General features: G+C 71.8%; 16 protein-coding genes. 6 read left to right on the forward strand and 10 right to left on the reverse strand.

What is annotated here, in order from left to right; genetic code table 11:
* Positions 1-148: 148 nt before the first annotated feature.
* From ACQPZ4_RS15970 to ACQPZ4_RS15980, 3 genes are all read right to left on the reverse strand, one after another.
* Complete coding sequence (locus ACQPZ4_RS15970; RefSeq protein WP_433061126.1) at positions 149-1,516, reverse strand: FAD-binding oxidoreductase; 1,368 nt, start codon at positions 1,514-1,516, stop codon at positions 149-151.
* Positions 1,517-1,622: 106 nt separating this feature from the next.
* The gene (locus ACQPZ4_RS15975; protein WP_433061129.1) at positions 1,623-2,096 is read right to left on the reverse strand and encodes an NUDIX hydrolase; all 474 of its coding nucleotides are present in this window, start codon (positions 2,094-2,096) and stop codon (positions 1,623-1,625) included.
* On the reverse strand, positions 2,093-2,776 hold the full coding sequence (locus ACQPZ4_RS15980) for a hypothetical protein (protein ID WP_433061131.1): 684 nt from the start codon (positions 2,774-2,776) through the stop codon (positions 2,093-2,095). Before ACQPZ4_RS15980 ends, ACQPZ4_RS15975 begins: the two co-directional genes overlap by 4 nt.
* Positions 2,777-2,875: 99 nt before the next feature.
* Here ACQPZ4_RS15980 and ACQPZ4_RS15985 point away from each other — a divergent pair, with 99 nt between their 5' ends.
* Complete coding sequence (locus tag ACQPZ4_RS15985; protein WP_433061134.1) at positions 2,876-4,528, forward strand: methyl-accepting chemotaxis protein; 1,653 nt, start codon at positions 2,876-2,878, stop codon at positions 4,526-4,528.
* 318 nt (positions 4,529-4,846) lie between these two features.
* Positions 4,847-5,536 carry a GAF domain-containing protein gene (locus tag ACQPZ4_RS15990; protein ID WP_433061137.1) on the forward strand — a complete coding sequence of 230 codons (690 nt, stop codon included), beginning with the start codon at positions 4,847-4,849 and terminating at the stop codon, positions 5,534-5,536.
* Between the two features lie 361 nt (positions 5,537-5,897).
* Here the strand turns inward: ACQPZ4_RS15990 and ACQPZ4_RS15995 are convergent, their stop codons facing one another.
* A complete protein-coding gene (locus ACQPZ4_RS15995) occupies positions 5,898-6,476 on the reverse strand; it encodes an HD domain-containing protein (RefSeq protein ID WP_433061140.1) in 579 nt (192 codons plus the stop codon).
* A 512-nt stretch (positions 6,477-6,988) separates the two neighbouring features.
* Between ACQPZ4_RS15995 and ACQPZ4_RS16000 the strand changes: the two genes are divergently transcribed.
* Complete coding sequence (locus ACQPZ4_RS16000) at positions 6,989-8,425, forward strand: M28 family peptidase (protein WP_433061144.1); 1,437 nt, start codon at positions 6,989-6,991, stop codon at positions 8,423-8,425.
* A gap of 239 nt (positions 8,426-8,664) precedes the next feature.
* Here the strand turns inward: ACQPZ4_RS16000 and ACQPZ4_RS16005 are convergent, their stop codons facing one another.
* Positions 8,665-9,495 (reverse strand): ion transporter, encoded by an 831-nt coding sequence (locus ACQPZ4_RS16005; RefSeq protein WP_433061146.1) that lies wholly within the window; start codon positions 9,493-9,495, stop codon positions 8,665-8,667.
* 81 nt (positions 9,496-9,576) lie between these two features.
* Here ACQPZ4_RS16005 and ACQPZ4_RS16010 point away from each other — a divergent pair, with 81 nt between their 5' ends.
* Positions 9,577-10,542, forward strand: coding sequence for an ADP-ribosylation family protein (locus ACQPZ4_RS16010; protein WP_433061149.1), 966 nt, complete (start codon positions 9,577-9,579; stop codon positions 10,540-10,542).
* A 433-nt stretch (positions 10,543-10,975) separates the two neighbouring features.
* Here the strand turns inward: ACQPZ4_RS16010 and ACQPZ4_RS16015 are convergent, their stop codons facing one another.
* Positions 10,976-11,737 (reverse strand): SGNH/GDSL hydrolase family protein, encoded by a 762-nt coding sequence (locus ACQPZ4_RS16015; protein ID WP_433061152.1) that lies wholly within the window; start codon positions 11,735-11,737, stop codon positions 10,976-10,978.
* Positions 11,738-12,011: 274 nt separating this feature from the next.
* On the opposite strand from ACQPZ4_RS16015, the gene ACQPZ4_RS16020 reads away from it, so the two are divergent.
* On the forward strand, positions 12,012-14,930 hold the full coding sequence (locus ACQPZ4_RS16020; protein ID WP_433061154.1) for an Hsp70 family protein: 2,919 nt from the start codon (positions 12,012-12,014) through the stop codon (positions 14,928-14,930).
* Here the strand turns inward: ACQPZ4_RS16020 and ACQPZ4_RS16025 are convergent.
* Positions 14,905-15,264 (reverse strand): hypothetical protein, encoded by a 360-nt coding sequence (locus ACQPZ4_RS16025; RefSeq protein ID WP_433061157.1) that lies wholly within the window; start codon positions 15,262-15,264, stop codon positions 14,905-14,907. The genes ACQPZ4_RS16020 and ACQPZ4_RS16025 overlap by 26 nt on opposite strands.
* 75 nt (positions 15,265-15,339) lie before the next feature.
* Positions 15,340-16,068, reverse strand: coding sequence for a DinB family protein (locus ACQPZ4_RS16030; RefSeq protein WP_433061159.1), 729 nt, complete (start codon positions 16,066-16,068; stop codon positions 15,340-15,342).
* A 72-nt stretch (positions 16,069-16,140) separates the two neighbouring features.
* Between ACQPZ4_RS16030 and ACQPZ4_RS16035 the strand changes: the two genes are divergently transcribed.
* On the forward strand, positions 16,141-17,130 hold the full coding sequence (locus ACQPZ4_RS16035) for a S66 family peptidase (protein ID WP_433066537.1): 990 nt from the start codon (positions 16,141-16,143) through the stop codon (positions 17,128-17,130).
* Here ACQPZ4_RS16035 and ACQPZ4_RS16040 read toward each other — a convergent pair.
* Positions 17,124-18,110, reverse strand: a complete 987-nt coding sequence (locus tag ACQPZ4_RS16040) for a HEAT repeat domain-containing protein (protein ID WP_433061161.1) — start codon at positions 18,108-18,110, stop codon at positions 17,124-17,126. The genes ACQPZ4_RS16035 and ACQPZ4_RS16040 overlap by 7 nt on opposite strands.
* 211 nt (positions 18,111-18,321) lie before the next feature.
* Complete coding sequence (locus ACQPZ4_RS16045; RefSeq protein ID WP_433061164.1) at positions 18,322-19,092, reverse strand: HEAT repeat domain-containing protein; 771 nt, start codon at positions 19,090-19,092, stop codon at positions 18,322-18,324.
* Positions 19,093-19,256 lie beyond the last annotated feature (164 nt).

Genomic DNA, 19,256 nt, shown 5'->3' on the forward strand with positions numbered 1-19,256 from the left:
CGCCACAGGGAGCGGACGTCTCTGTCAGACTCGCGGTCAGCCCTGCGTAGGACGTAGACCACCTGCGCGCCGTCGGGGGAGAGGGCGGGCTGCTCGACCAGCGCGATGCGGTACAGGTCGTCGATGTCGATCCGTCCGGTCATGGTGTTCAGATTGCCTTGCCGGGGTTGAGCAGGCCATGGGGGTCCAGCGCGGCCTTGACCGCCGCCTGCATCGCCCGGACCGCGGGCGCGAGCTCCCGTTCGAGCCCCTCCCGCTTGAGCAGCCCGACGCCGTGCTCGCCGGTGACGGTGCCGCCGAGGTCGAGCGCGGCCGCGACGATCTCGGTGAAGGCGGCCTGGGCGCGCACGCGGGCGGCGTCATCCCCGGCCGGGGTGATGAGCAGCGGGTGCAGGTTACCGTCGCCGACGTGCGCGATGTTGGCGATCCGGATGTCGTGCGCGACCCCGATCGCGTCGATGCGGGCGAGCATCTGCGGGACGGCCGCCTTGGGTACGCAGACGTCCTCCGTGAGCACCGGCCCGAGCCGCTCCAGCGCGGGGTACGCGAGCCGGCGGGCCGAGAACAGCGCGTCGGCCTCGTCCTGGTCGGTGGAGACGGCCGACCAGGTGGCGCCGCCGGCCGCGAACGCCTCGCGCAGCGCCTCGGCCTCGGCGTCACCCTCCGCGCCGAGCGTGTCGACCCGCCCGAGGAGTACGACGGCCGCGTCGGCGGACAGGCCCATGTTCTTCCACGCGTCGACGGCGGCCAGGCAGTGCCGGTCGACCAGTTCCAGCGCCGACGGGGTGAGCCCGGCCGCGGCCGCCGCGGTGACGGCCCGGCCGGCGTCGGCGGCGGAGTCGAAGTACCCGACGACGGTCCGCTCGGGTGCGCGCGCCGGCCTCAGCCTCACCGTCACCTCAGTGATGACGCCGAGGGTGCCCTCCGAGCCGACCATGAGCGAGGTGAGGTCGTAGCCGGCGACCCCCTTCGCGGTGCGGCGCCCGAGCCGGACCAGCTCGCCGGTGCCGGTCACCACCTGCAGCCCGAGCACGTAGTCGCGGGTGACGCCGTACTTCACGCAGCACATGCCGCCGGCGTTGGTCGCGACGTTCCCGCCGATCGTGGACCAGGGCGAACTGGCGGGGTCAGGGGGGTACCAGAGGCCGAAACGCGCGACGTGGGACCGCAGCGCATCGTTGACGACGCCGGGTTGCACGACGGCCAGGCGCTCAAGCGGGTCGACCTCGACGACCGCGGCCATCTTCTCCAGCGACAACACGACGCACCCGGCCACCGCATTGGCCCCGCCGGACAGCCCCGTGCCGGCCCCACGGGGCACGATCGCCGTTCCGGTGGCAATACAAGCAAGGACCGTCGCTTGTACCTCCTGTGCCGACTGCGGTCGTACCAGCGCGACCGGCTGGTCGTACGGGGCCCACTCGGCCTCGTCGTGCGCGTAGGAGCGCAGCACGTCCGGGTCCGTGACGACCCGATCGGCCGGCAGGCGTCGTTCGAGCTCGGTGAGTACCGCCATCGGCTCAGTACACCACCGCCCCCTTTGACACGCTCCTCGTCGGGGGCATCCGGCGTCGTGCCGTCAACCGCCGGCGCCGGCGCTCACCTGACTTTGGGCACGGCGATCAGTAGCGGCGCAGGTCGTCGCGGCGGATCCGGGCGTCGAGCTCCCAGAGCGCGTTGCGGTCGTCGTCGTAGCTGAGCGTCACGTACGCGTCGGCATAGCCCAGCCACCGGCACTCGCGGTGCTCCCGGGACAGCTCGATCCGCGCGCCGGCGCCGGGCACCTCGATCGCGAAGTAGTGCTTCCGGACGATGTACAGGTCATCCGGCCACAGGTCGGCGGCCTTGAAGGAGGCCTTCTGCACGCCGCTGCGCATGTCCAGCTCGAACAGGTCGGCACCGGCCGGAAGCCCGGTCTCCTCGGTGAACTCGCGCCGCGCGGCCGCGCCGAGGCTCTCCTCGCCCTCCACGCCGCCGCTGACCGACTGCCACTGACCGTCGTCACTGCGGCGGAACAGCGCGTACTCCGGTTCCGCCGCCGCCCGCCGAAACACGAACACGTGCACGTTGTGCGGCTGACGCATGGATCGGGTCATGCGTCGTCCCACTCCTCGTCGCCGCCCTCCAGGTCGACGAGGCCCAGGATCACGCCGTCGACGTGGCGGAGGTAGCTGTCCCACGGTGGCGCCAGGCCGTCCTGCGACCAGGTGACCGCCGTCGTCTCGTGCGGGCGTAGCAGCGGGTCGCGCAGCGGCTCGGCCGTCGCGGCCACCGCGGACCAGTCCAGCTCGTAGGTCGCCGCGATCGGCGGCAGGTCGGGCAGCGTGCGGCGGTCGATTCCGGCCAGTGCCGCGGCGAGGTCGTCCGGGGCGTGCTCGCGCAGGTCGAGGACGTGGGCCAGGACGCGCAGGGCGGTCATCGTCTCGTCGGTGAGCAGGTGGATCTTGTTGAACAGGTCGCGCAGCTCGCTCGGGCGGCCGCTCGCCAGCAGGGCGCTCGCCGCGCGGTCCAGGCTGGGGTCGCCGGTGCGCAGGTGCGGGTGGAGGTCGACGCCGGCCGTGAGCTTGCCGGCCTGGACGGTCCAGAGGTGCAGGAAGGCGCCGTACCACAGCACGAGGTACGCGAGATGGTCCGTGTCGTAGCGGTCCTCGAACCTGGCCCGCAGGCGGGCGACGTCCAGCGCGCCGTGCAGGTCACCCTGGCGGGCGCCGCCCGGGCTGACCGAGAACTCCAGCACGTGACAGCTTGCGGCCACGAGGTCCGAGTCGGGCTCCATGCCGTCATTGGATCATGCCTAAACCTCGGACATCAGGTGCCGATGACACGGACATCCGCTGTATCCGACAGCAGCTGGCCCGACGGGACGGAAACCGGCATGACCGCCAACACCACGCCGATCGAGGTGACCGTCCGGCGCAACCCGGTGGCCGCGCTGGTCGCCGACCGGTCCGTGAACATCAAGACCCTGATCGGCGTGGCGCTGGTGGCGCTCGTCGCGATCGGGGTGGGCGCGCTGTCCATCGCGAGCATGGCCCGGATCAACAACCGGCTCGAGAGCCTCAAGTCCGAGCACCTGGAGAGCGTCGCCGAGCTGGTCGTCATCCGGCAGGGCGTGGCCGAGAACTACCGTGCGCAGTCGCTGTTCGCCTGGTCGTCGTACGACCCGACGCTCGGCCCGCGCGCGCAGCAGGCCCGGAGCAATGGCGACACGCTGATCAGTGGTGCGATCGAGCAGTACCGGATGCGCATTTCGGACTCCTCCGCGCGCGCGACGACCCTGGACACGTTCGCGACGGCCTGGGACGGCTACGCCAACCTGCGCAACGTCGTGGTGTTCCAGGAGCAGCCGAAGGCCGGAACCACGGTGACCAGCGACGCGGCCGAGCGGACCAAGCTGTGGCAGAGCCTCGAGGCGCAGATGAACGACGCGCTCGCGCAGTTGCAGTCGCTCGAGAACACCGAGGCGACGGCCGAGGCGAGCAACGCCCTCGGCGCATACCACACCGCGCGCAACTGGACGATCGGTTCCCTGGTCATCGGCCTGCTGGTCGCCTTCACGGTGGCCGGCCTGATCGGGCGGCGGATGAACCGTCAGCTGCGCACCGTGTCCGAGACCCTGCGCGCCACCGCCGACGGCGATCTGACCAAGCGCGCGGCCGTGCTCGCCCGCGACGAACTCGGCCGGATGGCCGTCGCCGTCAACCAAGCGAACGAAAGCATCGGTCGTACCGTCGACACGCTCGCCACCGCCGCCCGCACCCTCGGCGACAGCACCGGCCGCCTGACCGGCGTGACGGCGCGCATCGGCGAGAGCGCCCAGGTGGCGGCGGCCCGCGCGAACGTCGTCGCCGGCGACGCGGGCACCGTCTCCCAGAACGTGCAGACGCTCGCCGCGGGATCCCAGGAGATGGGCGCCTCGATCCGCGAGATCGCGCAGAACGCCAACGACGCCGCGCGGGTCGCCTCCGAGGCGGTCGGCGTGGCCGAAACGACCAACCACACCGTGTCCAAACTCGGCGATTCGAGCACCGAGATCGGCAACGTGGTCAAGGTGATCACCTCGATCGCCGAGCAGACCAACCTCCTGGCCCTGAACGCCACCATCGAGGCGGCCCGCGCGGGCGCGGCCGGCAAGGGGTTCGCGGTCGTCGCCAGCGAGGTGAAGGACCTGGCCCAGGAGACCGCCCGCGCGACCGAGGACATCTCCCGCCGCGTCGAGGCGATCCAGTCCGACACGGCCAACGCGGTCGACGCCATCGGCGAGATCAGCCGCATCATCGCGCGGATCAACGACTACCAGCTGACCATCGCCTCGGCGGTCGAGGAGCAGACGGCCACGACCGGCGAGATGAGCCGCAGCGTGGGCGACGCGGCGCACGGCGCGACGAACATCGCGGGCAACATCGCCGGCGTGGCCGAGGCGGCCCAGTCGACGACGGCGACGCTGACCGAGGTGGACCAGACGGTGCACGAGCTGAACCGGGTGGCGAGCGACCTGCAGGCGACGGTGAGCCGCTTCCGCGTGTGACGCTGGGGCATTTCGCCTCGGCTCCGACCAATTTTCGCGAAGTACGAGTTGGTGCGCATCCCGCGCAAGGCGAGCCGAATCGCGACCGCGGGATGCCGCGCCGTACATTGTCGGTCCTGGCCACGTCGGCTGTACCGTGTCGCGGTCTTGGCGTGTCTCGGCTGTACCGTGTCGCGGTCTTGGCGTGTCTCGGCTGTACCGTGTCGCGGTCTTGGCGTGTCTCGGCTGTACCGTGTCACGGTCCTGGCGTGCCTCGGCTGCATTGTGTCGCGGGGTGGCTACCTCGGTCGTACCGCGTCGCGGGGAGATACTGGAGAGATGGCCGCCGCCGACGCCCGTCGAGACGAGACGCCGCTGGGCCGTCTCCTGACGGCCCGGGCCGACTACCACCGCGCGGCCACCGACCGCCAGCGCATCGAGGACCAGGTGGCCGAGATCCGCGCTCACGAGCAACAGGGCATGATCGACGCCGAGGTCCGCGCCACCCGCCGCATCCTGCTCGACGCCGTACGCCGCCGAGCCGGCGCCGAGGCCCTGATGCTGATCGACCGCGACTTCCTGGCCGTCGCCGACCGCCCCACGATCGTCGCCGCCATGCTCGACGTCGCCCGCACCGTCGGCCGCGCCGACTTCTGCGACCTGCAGATCTACGACCCGACGACGGCCGCCCTGCGCATGGAGGCCCACCGCGGCTTCAGCGACGAATTCCTGGAGTACTTCGCCACCGTCGGCGAGGGCCAGCCCACGGCCTGCGCCGTCGCCGTCCGCACCCGCCAGACCGTCGTGGTCGACGACGTGACCCGCAACCCCATCTTCGCCGGCCAGCCCACCCTGGCCCCGATCTGCGCGGCCGGCTCCCGGGCGATCCGCTCCTACCCGCTGCTGACTCCCGACGGCCGCATCCACGGCGTCCTGTCCCTGCACTACCGCCGTCCCGCCCCCGCAGCGGGCGCCGCGGACTTGGTGGCCGCGAGCGCTGCCCACGCTCTGACCGCGAGCCGGCGTTGACGTTCGGTTTCCGGCCCCCCGTGGCGGGCGCCGCGGGCCTGGTGGCCGCGAGCGGCGCCCACGCGCTGACCGCGAGTCGGCGTTGACGTTCGGTTTCCGACTCCCGCGGCGGGTGCCGCGGACCTGGTGGCCGCGAGCGAGTCCGGCAGCGGCAAGACCACCCTGGCCCGATCGGGCGCCCACGCTCTGACCGCGAGTCGGCGTTGACGTTCGGTTTCCGGCCCCTCGCAGCGGGCACCGCGGACCTGGTAGCCGCGAGCGGCGCCCACGCGCTGACCGCGAGTCGGCGCTGACCTTCAGTTTCCGGCCGGCCGCGAGGGCGTTCCGGACCGTCGCCTGCGGGGCCGCCGACGTGTCGGCCTCAGGTGTCGAGCGGGTTGTCCGTGATGCGCATCGCGAGGTTGCGGCGCACCGAGCCGGCCGCGGCGCTGGCCGGTTTGCGTCGGGCCTGATCTTCGAAGTACCCCAGAAACTCCTTGGTGAAGCCGAGCCGGGGATACCGTTCGAGGGTCTCCGCCCGCAGGTCCGGCGGGAACTCCTCCTCCCATCGTCCGACAATCTCCCAGCTCGTCGCCACCTGCAGCAGGTGCGACTCGGGATCGTCGCCGGCGGACACGTCGTCGCGCATGTGCGTCACGATGATCTCGGCGACCCGATCGGCCCGCCGCGCCGACCACCCCGCGGCGCGCCCGAACACCCGGGCGAGGTCGCCACCGGCCTCCTCGAACGCCACCGTGTGGCTGTCGAACGAGGCCGCCAGCGCGATGTCGTGCAGGAGCGCCGCCACCCCGACGAGCTCGTCGTCGTGGTCGATCCCGCGGGCCGTGCCATAGGCCGCCGCCCACTCGTACGAGCGCACGGAGTGATTGAGCATCGCGGGCGAGAAGTGGCGCTCGGCCACCGACAGCGCGGCCGCGACCGCGGGAGTGTCCGGCAACATTGCCGCAATCCTGCCGTCCGCCGCACCCGGCGCGCGTCACCCACGCGCGGTACCGCCTGGGTGGTGCACGCGACACCTGTCGTCAGTTTCCCGTAGTCGCGCATCCGTGCACTCCGTGTACTTCGGCGTGGTCGCGCATCCCTGCACCCGGTGTACTTCGGCATGGTCGCGCATCCGTGCACCCGGTGTACTTCGGTGTGATCGCGCAACCGCGCACTCGGTTTACTTTTTCGTGTCACGCATCCGCGCACTCTGTGGACCTCTGCTTGATCGCACCTCTGCCGCACTCGGTGTATGTCGAACGGGCGAGGACCGTTGCGTGTTCGCGCGGGTGTCGCAAAGGGTTCTGCGCGGGTGGTGTGCACCGCCCGACCGGCAGACGTCTGCGCAGCTCAGGACCGTGTCGCGCGTGCGCGGTATGGCCAAGGTGGTATGGACCTGCTGCTTGATCTCGGGAATTGACGCGTGCGAATCTCGCGCCACCCCTCTCCCCGAGATCGAGGAGCTCTCCCATGAGATCCCGTCCAGCGGCGCTGACACTGATCGTGTCCGCCGCGCTCATCGGTGCCGGCCTGGCCATCCCGGCCGGCGCCGCGACCCCGGCACAGCTCACGCCCGCCCTGGCCGCCGCGCCCGACATCGCGGTGGCCAACGTGCAGGCCCACCTTGCGCAGCTCGGCACGATCGCATCGAGCAACGGCGGCACCCGGCGCTCCGGCACCGCCGGCTACACGGCATCCGTCGCGTACATCAAGGGCAAGCTGCAGGCCGCCGGCTACACGGTGGCCGAGCAGACGTGCACGAGCTGCACGTACCGCGCGAACAACCTGATCGCCGACTGGCCCGGCGGCCCGTCCGACCAGATCACCATGTTCGGTGCGCACCTGGACAGCGTGGCGGCCGGGCCGGGCATCAACGACAACGGCTCCGGGTCGGCCACGTTGCTGGAGAACGCGCTGGTCCTGGCCCAGCAGCACCCGACGATGAGCCGGCACGTGCGGTTCGCCTGGTGGGCCGGGGAGGAGCAGGGCCTGCAGGGCTCGGCCTTCTACGCCAATGCGCTCACAAGTGCGCAGCGCACGCAGATCAAGGCGTACTACAACTTCGACATGGTCGGTTCGCCCAACGGCGGCTACTTCATCAACCACATCACGTCCTCGGCGGCGGCGCCCATGAAGGCCTACTGGGACTCGCTCGGCCTGCAGCCGGAGGAGAACACCGAGGGCGCGGGCCGCTCCGACGACTACTCGTTCGAGCGGGTGGGCATCCCGACCTCCGGCTACGCGGCGGGTGCGAGCGCGCGCAAGACCTCGGCGCAGGCGGCCAAGTGGGGCGGCACCGCGAACAGCGCGTACGACTCCTGCTACCACCAGTCCTGCGACACGACGAGCAACATCAACGCGACACTGCTCAACCGAGCGGCCGACGGTGTCGCTTCGACCATCTGGGCCACCTCGGTGAGCGGCACGACCACCCCGCCGCCGACCGGCTGCACGTCCGCGCAGCTGTTGACCAACCCGGGCTTCGAGTCGGGCGCGACGGGCTGGTCGGGCACCACGGGCGCGATCGGCCAGTGGTCGTCGCAGGGCCAGGCCGCCCACGGCGGCACGTACAGCGCCTGGCTGCTCGGCTACGGCTCGACGCACACCGAGAGCCTGTCCCAGTCGGTCACCATCCCGGCCGGCTGCACGGCGACGCTGTCGTTCTATGTCCACATCGACTCCGCGGAGACGACGACGTCGACCGCCTACGACAAACTGACCATCACGGCGGGCTCGACGACGCTCGCGACGCTGTCGAACCTGAACAAAGCGACAGGCTACGTGCAGAAGTCGTACAGCCTGACCGCCTTCGCCGGCCAGACCGTCGCGCTCAAGTTCAACGGCACCGAGGACTCCTCCCTGCAGACCTCGTTCGTCCTCGACGACGCGGCCGTGCAGATCAGCTGACCACCCGAGGGCCCGGCGCGATCAGCACGCGCCGGGCCCACACGAATCAGCTGGCCATCCGCGGGCCCGGCGCGATCAGCGCGCGCCGGGCCCACACGGATCAGCCGGCCACCCGAGGGCCCGGCGCGATCAGCACACGCCCTGGGCCGCGCAGATCGGCTGACCATCCACGGGCCCGGCGCGATCGCCCAAAGCGACGGGCCCGCGCACGTATGAACGGATGTGCGCAGCCGAAGCGATCACTTGCCGCCGCCCGGAGTGCGGTCGATGCGCAGTTCGCGCTCGAGTTCCTGCACGAGTGTGCGCAAATCGTCCAGGCGCTGGCTGACCGCGATCCGGTCGATCTCGTCCGGTACGCCGTCGCCGTCCACGTCGTAGTCCGGGGCCAGGCCGTCGGTCATCTCCAGCCGCCGCGCCTCCTCCATCGAGTTCACGATGACGGCGATCAGGATGTTCATGAGCAGGTTGGCCGTGAGCAGCACGTAGCTCACGTAGTACACGAGCGTCCACGGCGACAGGTCCAGCCCCTGCTGAATCAGGTCGGGCAGGGTCTCCAGCGACAGCAGAACGAACAATGTGAGCACCGCCGCGCCGATCGTCCCGTACTGCTGCGGGTAGGCGTCGCCGAAGATCAGCCAGCCGGCCATCCCGTACACGTAAAGCGTCACCAGGGCCAGGGCGAGGAAGCCGCCCACGCCGGGCAGACTGCGCAACAGGGCGGTGACGATGGTGCGCAGTCCGGGGGAGAAACGCACAAGGCTCAGCACGCGCGCGATGCGAATCACGCGCAGGGCGGCCGAGTCGCCGTGCAGTCCGGGCACGAACGCCGCCGCGATCACGACGAAGTCGAACACGTTCCAGCCCTGCTTGAAGAAGTCCTGCGGCCGCCGCCCGTGGGCCAGGATGCGGATCGCGATCTCGGCCACGAACGCGAGCCGGAAGCCCCATTCCAGCTCGTCGAGCAGCTCGCCGACCGCGCCCGGATGCGGATAGGTCTCGATGGCCAGCACCACCGCGTTGGCCCCGATGAGCAGCACGATCGCCACCTCGAAGGCCCGCGACCTCGTCACCCCGGAACACCAACTCGCAATTCGCGCCATGTCGACCATGCGTCGATCTCACCGTTTTGTGCGGTCTGATATCAAGAGCAAATGTCGAGTTCACGGTCGCCCGAGGGCACGGACCCCGCCGCGTCGGTCGCGGCGATGCATGAGCGTTTCCCGCTGATCTATGCGCATTTTCGCCAGGTGTACTCCCTGAGGCTCCCCCGGCACCTCGCCGTCTACGCCGCGTTCTGGCAAGGCATGTCCGCCGACGCCGCCGAGTGTCTCGGCGAGCGCCTCGGCCTGTACCCGTGGGGCATCACCGAACTGTTCGAACCCGGCGGCCTCGACCGCATCCCGCGCGACGGCCTCGATGAGCGTTTGCACTGTCGTTTCCGGCGCGATCCGGCCGAGTTCGTCACCGTCATGGGCGGCGACACGGACGGCCTGCACTTCGGCCTGTGGTACGACGACCCGGCCGAACTCCCGTCGTTCATCGCGCACAACTACGCGCGCGATTCCGCCGAGACGTGGACGAACCGCGCACCCACGCTGCTGGAACAGATCCGCATCCGCCTGGCGGACATGCGCCGCGACGTCGAACTCGACGGCCCCGAGCACTACGAGGGCATGCCGCCGTTCGAACCGCTGGAGGCCGCCCTCGACGCGTACGCGCAGGCCGACGCCGAAGCCCTCGCCGCCGACGGCCCGCCCCGCTGGGCCGACGCCCCACGCCCGCGTGCCGCGATCACCATCGGCCCGATCCTGCCCCCGGCCGCGGGCGACCCACGCGCGGCCGAGGCCGGCACCCGCCTGGACACCTACCGCGACCCGGCCGCCGCGGCCCTGGTGATCGCGGAGGCGCGAGCCGAACTGGCGGCCGGCCGCCCGGCCCTGGCCCTGATGGTCGGCGGCGAACTGCACTGGCTGGACGCGGACGAGTACCGCGCCGAGTCGACAGAACTCCTGACCGGCGCGTACCGGGCCCTGGGCCGCGACGCGCTCGCCGAGATCATCGAGGTCCACCACGCCCACCGCGACCTGCGTTCGGTCGAGGTCCTGACGCCCCGGTGAGCTCGGCCCGGCGGATGGCGGGTGTCGGCCGGCCGCGAAGGTCATCGAGGCCCGCCGAGGCCATCCTTGTGCGCCGGATGCCGCGCCGCCGCCGTCGTGCGCACCGCGGCCTGGGTCGGTGGGCGGTGCTGACGTGTCGGGGCGCGGATCGGCCACTGCTGCGCCGCCCGGCGCACTGCGGCCTGGGTCGGTGGGCGGTGCTGACGTGTCGGGGCGCGGATCGGCCACTGCTGCGCCGCCCGGCGCACTGCGGCCTGGGTCGGTGGGCGGTGCTGACGTGTCGGGGCGCGGATCGGCCGCTGCTGCGCCGCCCGGCGCACTGCGGCCTGGGTCGGTGGGCGGTGCTGACGTGTCGGGCGCGGATCGGCCGCAGCCAGTCCAGGGCATCGTGAGTTCGGCCCGGCGGATGGCGGGCGTTGGCCGGCCGCGACGGTCATTGAGGCGCGCCGCGCGCGCCGCGACCTGCGGGCGGTGGCGGGTCCGGCGTTCCGATGAGCGCGGCCAGGGCGTTGGCGATGGCCTGCATGCCCGCCGCGTTGGGGTGGAAGGGAGCCGGCCGCCGGAAGCCGGTCACCCACTGGTTGCGCGAACCCAGCGCGTGGCCGGCCCCGAGCTCCGAGGCGCGCAACAGGTCGGCCCCGGTCTGCGCGGATGCGCGCGCGAAGGCGTCGGCCAGCTGTTCGCCGATGCGCCGGAAGGCGGCGATCTGCGCGGGATCGAACGGGGTCGCGCGCGTCCACGTGGTGTCGGGGCCGAGCAAGGGCAGGTAGTCCACGAGCACGACCCGGCACCGCGGTGCGCGTTCGCGGGCCGTGGTCACCACGCGGACGAGGCCGGCCGTGGCGCGTTCGAGGTCCGCTTCGCCCACGGTCGGCACGGCGTTGCGGGCGAGGCGGCGGCCCAGGGGTCGGGTCAGCCGGTGCGCGCGGAGGCGGCCGCTGATCGCGGTGCGCACCAGGCCGCCGACGTAGCCGAGATCGTTGCCGCCGGCCGTGATCGTGACCAGGTCGGCGTCGGCCGGGACCCGATCGACGAGGAGCGTGTCCGTCGTGGCTCCGGAGACCGACAGGTCGGTCACCCGTGCGCCGAGGCGCTCGGCGAGCAGCCGGGCATAGTTCCGGCCCGAACGACCCGTACGCCGATCGAGGACCGGCTCGATCCCGGGGCCCGCCGCGAACGAACTGCCCAACGCCACGATGTGCATTCGAGCAAGGGTGCCAGACCGGGCGGCGAACTGCGCGCCGTGCGCAAACGGACGGTCGAAACCCGCGGCAGCCGATCAAACGAGCAGCCGATCAAACGACCAGCGGGCGGACGGACGGACGGGCGAACGAGCAGACGATCGGAGCGGTCGGCGCGAGGGTGGCTGCGCGCGCTGGAGACATCGGTAAGAGTCGCTGGGGTAGCCGGTCGGTGAACATCGTGGTGGGCGGGGTGAGGGCTTGCGTCCTGCGCCTACTGTGTCCGGCGTGACCGGGCTTCGGTTGGGTATCGACTTCGGCACATCCAACACCGCGGCGGTTCTGCGACTTGCCGACGGTACGATTCGATCGCTCGTTTTTGACGGCTCCGAGCTGCTGCCCTCGGCCGTCTGCCGGGCGGTCGACGGGACGCTGCTCGTCGGGCGGGACGCGATCCGGGCCGCCCGCACCGATCCGAGCGCGTTCGAGCCGCATCCGAAACGGTGCATCGACGACGGTACCGTGGTGCTCGGCGGGCACGAGGTGCCGGTCGCGGCGGTGATCGGGGCCGTGCTGCGCCGGGTGTTCGACGAGGCGGTGCGCGTCGCCGGTGAGCAACCCGCGCAGGTGACCATCGCGTGCCCGGCCGGGTGGGGGCCGCGGCGGCGCGAGGTGCTGCTCGAGGCCGCCCGCGACGCCGGGATGCACGGCGCCGAGCTCGTGGCCGAGCCGGTCGCGGCCGCTCGCGCGCACGGCGGGCTGCGCGCCGGTGACAACGGGGAGCCGAACACCAGCGCGGGGCTCGGACCCGGCGGCACGGCGCTGATCTATGACCTCGGCGCCGGCACGTTCGACGTGTCCGTGCTGCGCCGCACCGCGGACGGGTTCGATGTCCTGGCCGAGGCCGGGCTCGACGACGCCGGCGGGCTGGAGGTGGACGCGGCGATCGTGACGTACCTCGGCGCGGTCTACTCCGGCCGCGACGCCGGCACGTGGCGCCGGCTCATGCACCCACAGTCCAATGAGGACAGACGCGCGGCCCGGCAGCTGTGGGACGATGTGCGCGCCGCGAAGGAGAGCCTCGCGCGCGCCACCGCGACCGTCATCCACGTGCCCCTGTTCGCGGACGACGCACCGTTCGGACGCGAACAACTCGATCTGCTCGCTTCGCCCATTCTCGACCGGACCGTGCACCAGGCCCGCGCGGTTCTGCGCGAAGCGAGCATGCAAGCCGAAGACCTGGATGCCGTACTGCTCGTCGGCGGAGGAAGCCGCCTGCCGCTCGTCGCCACGATGCTGCACCGCCGGTTGGGCAGAACGCCAGTCTCCACCGAGCGACCGGAACTCATCGTGGCCGAAGGAGCAACGCTCACCCCGAAAGCGACAACGCCACCGCAAGCCGCACCGCCGCCGCGAACCGCACCGCCGCCGCGAGCCACACCGCCGAGACCGCCGCGGGCCGCACCGCCCGGGCCCCCGCGGGCGCGGCCGGCGACCAGGCCGGGCATCATGCCGAAGAAGCGGCGCCGCTGGCCGGTCGTGCTCGCGGTACTCGTGCTGCTCGCAGCCGGCGCCGCGTACGCGAGCAACGCCTGGCTCAACCGCTGCCTCACCCTGAGCCTCGTCAGCTCGGACGAGAAGGCGCCAGTGCTCACCGAACTCGCGCGGCAGTACCGCGACTCCGGCCGCGAGACGGCGGGCCGCTGCGTCGACATCGGCGTCACCATCGGCAGCTCGCGGATGGTCGCCGACGCGCTCGCCACCGGGGCGTCGTGGGAAGGCCGCGCGCGTCCCGACATCTGGTCGCCGTCGTCCAGCGTGTGGACCGAGCGGCTGCGCGCGGCGCGCCCCGCGGTGCTGCCGGCGGGCGAGCTGCCGTCGGTCACGCGCACGCCGGTGGTGATCGGCATGCCGAAGCCGATGGCCGAGGCGCTCGGCTGGCCGAAGGCGAGGATCGGCTGGTCGGACCTCGCCGCCCTCGCCGCCGACCCGCGCGGCTGGGGCGCCAAGGGACACCCCGAGTGGGGACCGTTCACGCTCGGCAAGACCAATCCGAACACCTCGACGACCGGGCTGCTCTCGTTCGCCTCGACGGCCAAGGCGCTCGGTTCCGCGCCTGAGCGTCTGCGCAGTCTCGAGCTCGCGACCGTGCACTACGGCAGCAGTTCGTCCACGTTCACCAAGAACCTGTATCAGGCCGATCAGGTCGGTCGCGGACTCGAATACGTGAGTGCGATCGCGCTGGAGGAACAGGTCATCTTCCAGTACAACCGCGGCAATCTGCTCGACGGCGGACAACAGGCGCCCCCGAAAACGCCATTGGTCGCCATCTACCCGTCCGACGGCACGATCGCGTCCGACGATCCCTATGCGATCCTGCACGAGAGCTGGGTCAGTCCCGATCAGTCCGCCGCCGCCGAGGATTTTCTCCGGTACATTCACGAGCCCGCCCAGGCCGCCCTGTTCCTCGACGAGGGGTTCCGGGACGTCGAGGACCACGCCGGGAAGTGGCTGCTCGCGGACCCGGGCCTGCAGTCGGAGCCGTCGTTCACCACGGTCGCGCCGCCGGACGCCAAGACCGTCGAGACGCTGCTGGCACTGTGGAACCAGGTGCGCAAACCGGCGAGCGTGCTCATTGTCGTCGACGAATCCGGCTCGATGATTCAGGAGGTCGGCGACTCGGACAAGACCCGGCTGCAGCTGGCCAAGGAGGCGGCCACCCCGGCCGTCGACACGCTCGCCGCGACCGACGAGATCGGGCTGTGGGCATTCAGCGGGCCGGAAACGAGCGGCGCGGATCCGTGGCGGGAACTGATGCCGCTCAGCCCGGTCGGCGCGGCGAAGGACAAGTACCGGCAGTCCGTCCAGGTGCTGCGCGCCCATGGCGAGACCGCGCTGTACGCGACGATCCGATCGGCCGTTTCGCGCATGAAGGACGCGCAGAACGATCGGCGCATCTACGCGGTCGTGGTGCTCAGCGACGGCGAGAACCAGTACCCGGCCGACGACGACCTGAACAAGCTCGTCGATGAGCTCGGCAAGGGCAGCCTGGAGAAGCCGGTGCGGGTGTTCACGATCGCGTACGGCTCGGACGCCGACAACGCCTCCCTGGACCGCATCGCGAGCGCGTCCCGCGGCGGCAGCTACGACGCCACGAACGCGCTCGACATCCGCAACGTGTTCAACGACGTGCTGTCCAACTTCTGAGCATCGGTACCGACACCACGGCGACGATCGCGAGCAGCCCGATGACGACGAGGCCGGCGGGCTGCTCGATCGAACGCACATACACGGAGGCGTACACATTGGCGATCGTGTCGCTCACGAGCACCGCGGCGGCCAGATGGACCCCGGCGGTGCGCCGCGCGGCGAGCAGGACCGCGGCGAGCGGGTCGAGCACGGTCAGCGCGGTGTAGTACGCGGCGAGCCAGGCGGGCGCCCACGCGTACGGCGGCCATCCGCCCGTGGCGAGCTGGTAGATGTGCACGAAACAGCCATAGGTGAGCGCCGAAACGAGCAGGACGACGACGAACCGCCTCACGAGCGGGCCGGCGGAGGGTGCGGCTCCGCCGTTGCGGGCGGCGGCGGGCGGCCTCACGAGCTGGGCGACGATGCGTCACGAGCCGGGCGACGATGCGTCCGCTTGCAGGAGGGCGAGATCGCGCTCGGCGAACTTGCGGTGGTACCACTCCTCGTTGAGCACCACGAGCAGGCACTCGGACACCTCGAACGCGTGCGCCGGCGGCCAGCCCGGGGCGTCGACCGGCGTGGTCTTCTCGGCGAGGCGCTCGTCGGTCAGCGCCGCGATGAGCGAACGGACAGTCGCCGCGCGATCGTGTCGCAGGGCCAGGGCCTCGTCGAGCGTGGGGCGGGCGGTGCGATCACGCGGTACACCCGGGGTGTCTTCCATCTGGTCCCACGGCAGTGACAAGGGGTGCCAGGGTGCGGGGTCGCCGAGGATGCCGCGGTAGACCCAGCATTCGGACGCGAACGACAGGTGGCGCAGCGTCTCGATGAACGACCATTCGCCGTTGACCGATTCGTGCAGCCGCTCCGGCGGCAACTGCCGCGCGCGCTCGACGGTCTCCGCCCAGCGCCGCTCCACGAGGTCCCAGGCCTCGCGGAACCCGTCGGCGCTGGTCGGGCGCATCTTGACCCGCTCGGGATCGCGGCGGTCCAGCTCGGCCTCGATGAGCGGCGCGACCGCCACGCCGTTGATCACCAGGCGGTCGACGTCGCCCTCGATGCTCGCATCGCGCAGGTCGACGTGGCGGAACGTGGCGCCGGTGAGGTCGACCTGACTGAAGTGCGCACCGCGCAGATTCCGATTGACGAATTCCGTCATGATGCCGAGGCTAACAGCGTGTTCGAGCTGATACTGCCCCCGAAGGCCCGTCCGGGTGACCGCATCGCGGTCCTGTCGCCGTCGTTCGCGGCGGCCGGTGCGTTTCCGGCCGTGCACGAACAGGCGATGCGCAGATTGCAGGACGTCACCGGCCTGATCCCGGTGGAGTTCCCGACGACGCGGCAGGTCGGCGCGTCCGCACAGGCACGCGCGGCGGATCTGAACGCGGCGTTCGCGGATCCGTCCATTCGCGCAATCCTGGCGGTCGTCGGCGGCGAGGATCAGATCACGGTGGTACCGCACCTCGACCCCGACCTGGCCCGCGCCGACCCGAAGCCGTTCCTCGGCACCAGCGACAACACGAACGTGCACCAGTGGCTCTGGGCGAACGGCGTCGCCAGCTTCTACGGCGGCTCCAGCCAGGTCCACCTCGGCCCGGGCCCGGCCGTCGACGATGTGCACGCCCGCTCGTTGCGCGCGGCGCTGCTCACCGGTGAGCGAATGGACATCACCGACCCCGGCGAGTCCGAGGACATCGGACAACCCTGGGACGACCCGCGCGCCTTGGCAGAGTACGGCGAGCGCGAGCCGACCGACCCGTGGAGCTGGCACGGCCCGGCGCGCACGGTCACCGGCCGCACGTGGGGCGGCTGCATCGAGGTGCTCGAGTGGGTGCTCACCGCCGGCCGGTTCCCGTTCGCACCGGACGTCCTCGATGGCGGGGTCATGCTGCTGGAGACGTCGGAGGAACTGCTCCCCGCGCGCAATGTCGCATGGATTGTTCGCGCACTGGGGGAGCGGGGCCTGCTGGGGGCCGTTTCCGCGGTACTGCTGGCGCGTCCACCCGTCTCCGACTTCACCACCCGCCCGGAGCCGGACGAGCGGGCGCGGCTGCGGGCCGACCAGCGCGACGCGGTCGTGGCGGAGGTGACCCGCTACAACCCGGACGCGGTCGTGTGCGTCGGCGTCCCGTTCGGCCACACCCGTCCACAGTGGATCCTCCCGCACGGCGGCACCATGACGGTCGATGGCGTCGCCCGGCGCGTCTACGCCGACTACTGAGCCCGAAGCCCGCGGACGTACTGCGCGGTGACGGCGACACCCCGGTCCTCGTCCCGCGACAGCTCGTCGAGCGCGCGGTCGGCGGTGGCGCCCGGGATGCCGGCGAGCGACTGCGCCAGGCGGCGGCGGGCCGCGGAGTCGGTGACGTGCGCGAGGCGGTGCACCAGCTCGCCCGCGATGGCCTCCGCCTGCGCGGGGTCGCTCGCCACGGTGCTCAGGGCGTCGGCCGCGTCGACGTCGTTGGACTCGTCGACGACCATGTCGATGAGCGTCGGCACGGTGGCGGGGACGCCGCGGGCGCCGAGGGCCAGGGCGGCGTGCCGGCGGACCGCGAGGTCGGCGTGGGTGAGGGCGCCTTCGAGCAGTACCGTGGCGGCGTCTTCGGGAATTTCGGCGATGCACCGGACTGCGCGTTTGCGCACCTCGGGCGACGGCGACGCGAGCGCTTCGGCCAAAGGCGCCAGGCCGGCGTCGCCCGAACGCGCGAGTGCCCACTGCAGCGCGCCGGCGACGTTCGGCTCCGTTTCGTGCAGCGCGGCCTCGACCAGGGCCGCCACCGGCACCTCGGCGGAGAGCGCGGCGCGTTGCCGGCGGCCGGCGCTCTCCGAGCCGAGCGCCTGCAGCAGCGCGACGACCTGGAGCACGTCCTCCCAGCCGCTCGGCTCGGCGGCGTCGATGCGCTGCAGCCGGGTGAGCAGTTCGGTTTCGCGCGCGATGCGCTCGCGCGTCCGGCGCATCAGGTCGTCGACGAGCGCCGCCGGCGCGAACGCGGGGTCGTCGAGTGCGCGTTTGACGTCGCGAAGCGACAGTCCGAGCGAGCGCAGGCTCTCGATGTGGAAGATGCGGCGGATGTCGCCGTCGGAGTACTCCCGGTAGCCCGCGCCACTGCGACCCGTCGGCCGCACCAGGCCGAGCGAGTCGTAGTGGCGGAGCATGCGCGCACTGACGCCGGAGCGCCGCGCCACGTCACCGATCAACACTGCCTTGTCACGCCTTCCGATGCGCGGGCCTTCACGCCTCCTGGCAGGGGCTTTACGGCTCCGGCGGCCCTTGCACGTTTCCGGCCGTCGTCACATGTTTCCGGCCGTCGTCACACGTTTCCGGCCGGCCTCGCACGTTTCCGGCCGGCCTCGCACGTTTCCGGCCGGCCTCACACGTTTCCGGCCGGCCGTTCAGGTCTCCTGCCGGCTCTCACGCCTCCTGGCCGGTCGGCCCGAGGGCGAAGACGCGCTTGGCCTCCTCGACGCCGAGCTCGAACGCGGCGTCCGGGTCGCGCAGCAGGCGTGCGGTCGCCGCCGCGTGCCGGCGAACTCGCACGTCGCGGTTGTTCGCCGCGGCGTGCAGAACCTGCTCGATTGTGTCACCCAGCGCCACCAGCGCGCGGCTCAGGCTCAGTTGCGTCTCCCGGTCACCCCGGCCGAGCTGCGTGGCCAGCACGGCGGCGAGCGCGGCCCGCTCGTCCGCGCCGTCCGCGCCGCCGTCCGCGCCGTCCGCGCCGCCGTCCGCGCCGTCCGCGCCGTCCGCGCCGCTGTCCGCGCCGTCCGGGGCGCTCGGGGCGCTCGGGGCGCCCGGGGCGTCCGGGGCGTCCGGGGCGTCCGGGGCGAGCGCCACCGCGGTCCGCCAGGCCGTGCGCGCCACCTGGTCGTCGGCGTCGGTGAGCAGTGCGTGGGTGATCGCCGGCCACGCCGCGCGGTCGCCGATCTTCGACAACGTGTGCAGCGCCTGACTGCGCGCTTGTGCACGTTCGTCGCGCAGTTCGGCGATCAACCGGGGGACGGTGAGCGCCGCCGGGTGCCGGGTGAGCGCCCAGGTGAGCATGTCGCGCACGTAGAAGTCCGGTTCGATCGCGCACCGCGCAACGAGCGAGTCGACATACCCGGTGTCCGGATGTGTTCCGATCGCCAGCGCCGCCTGCAGCCGCACCGACGAGCTGGTGTGGGAGAGACCCTGCAGCGTCGTCATGACCCCAGTGAAGACCTTGTCACAGTGTCAGGGTCAAGCGTTGCGCGAGCCGCGGGATGTGCGCCGGCCGATAACGGCTTCGTGACGTTCGATGGGCATTTGACAGTACAAGCGATGAACTGGCGGTTGTCTCTTGCTCGCGCGGGCGGTCCAACTCATGATGT

It is taken from the genome of Dactylosporangium sp. CS-033363, from assembly GCF_050942475.1.
Lineage (GTDB): Bacteria > Actinomycetota > Actinomycetes > Mycobacteriales > Micromonosporaceae > Dactylosporangium.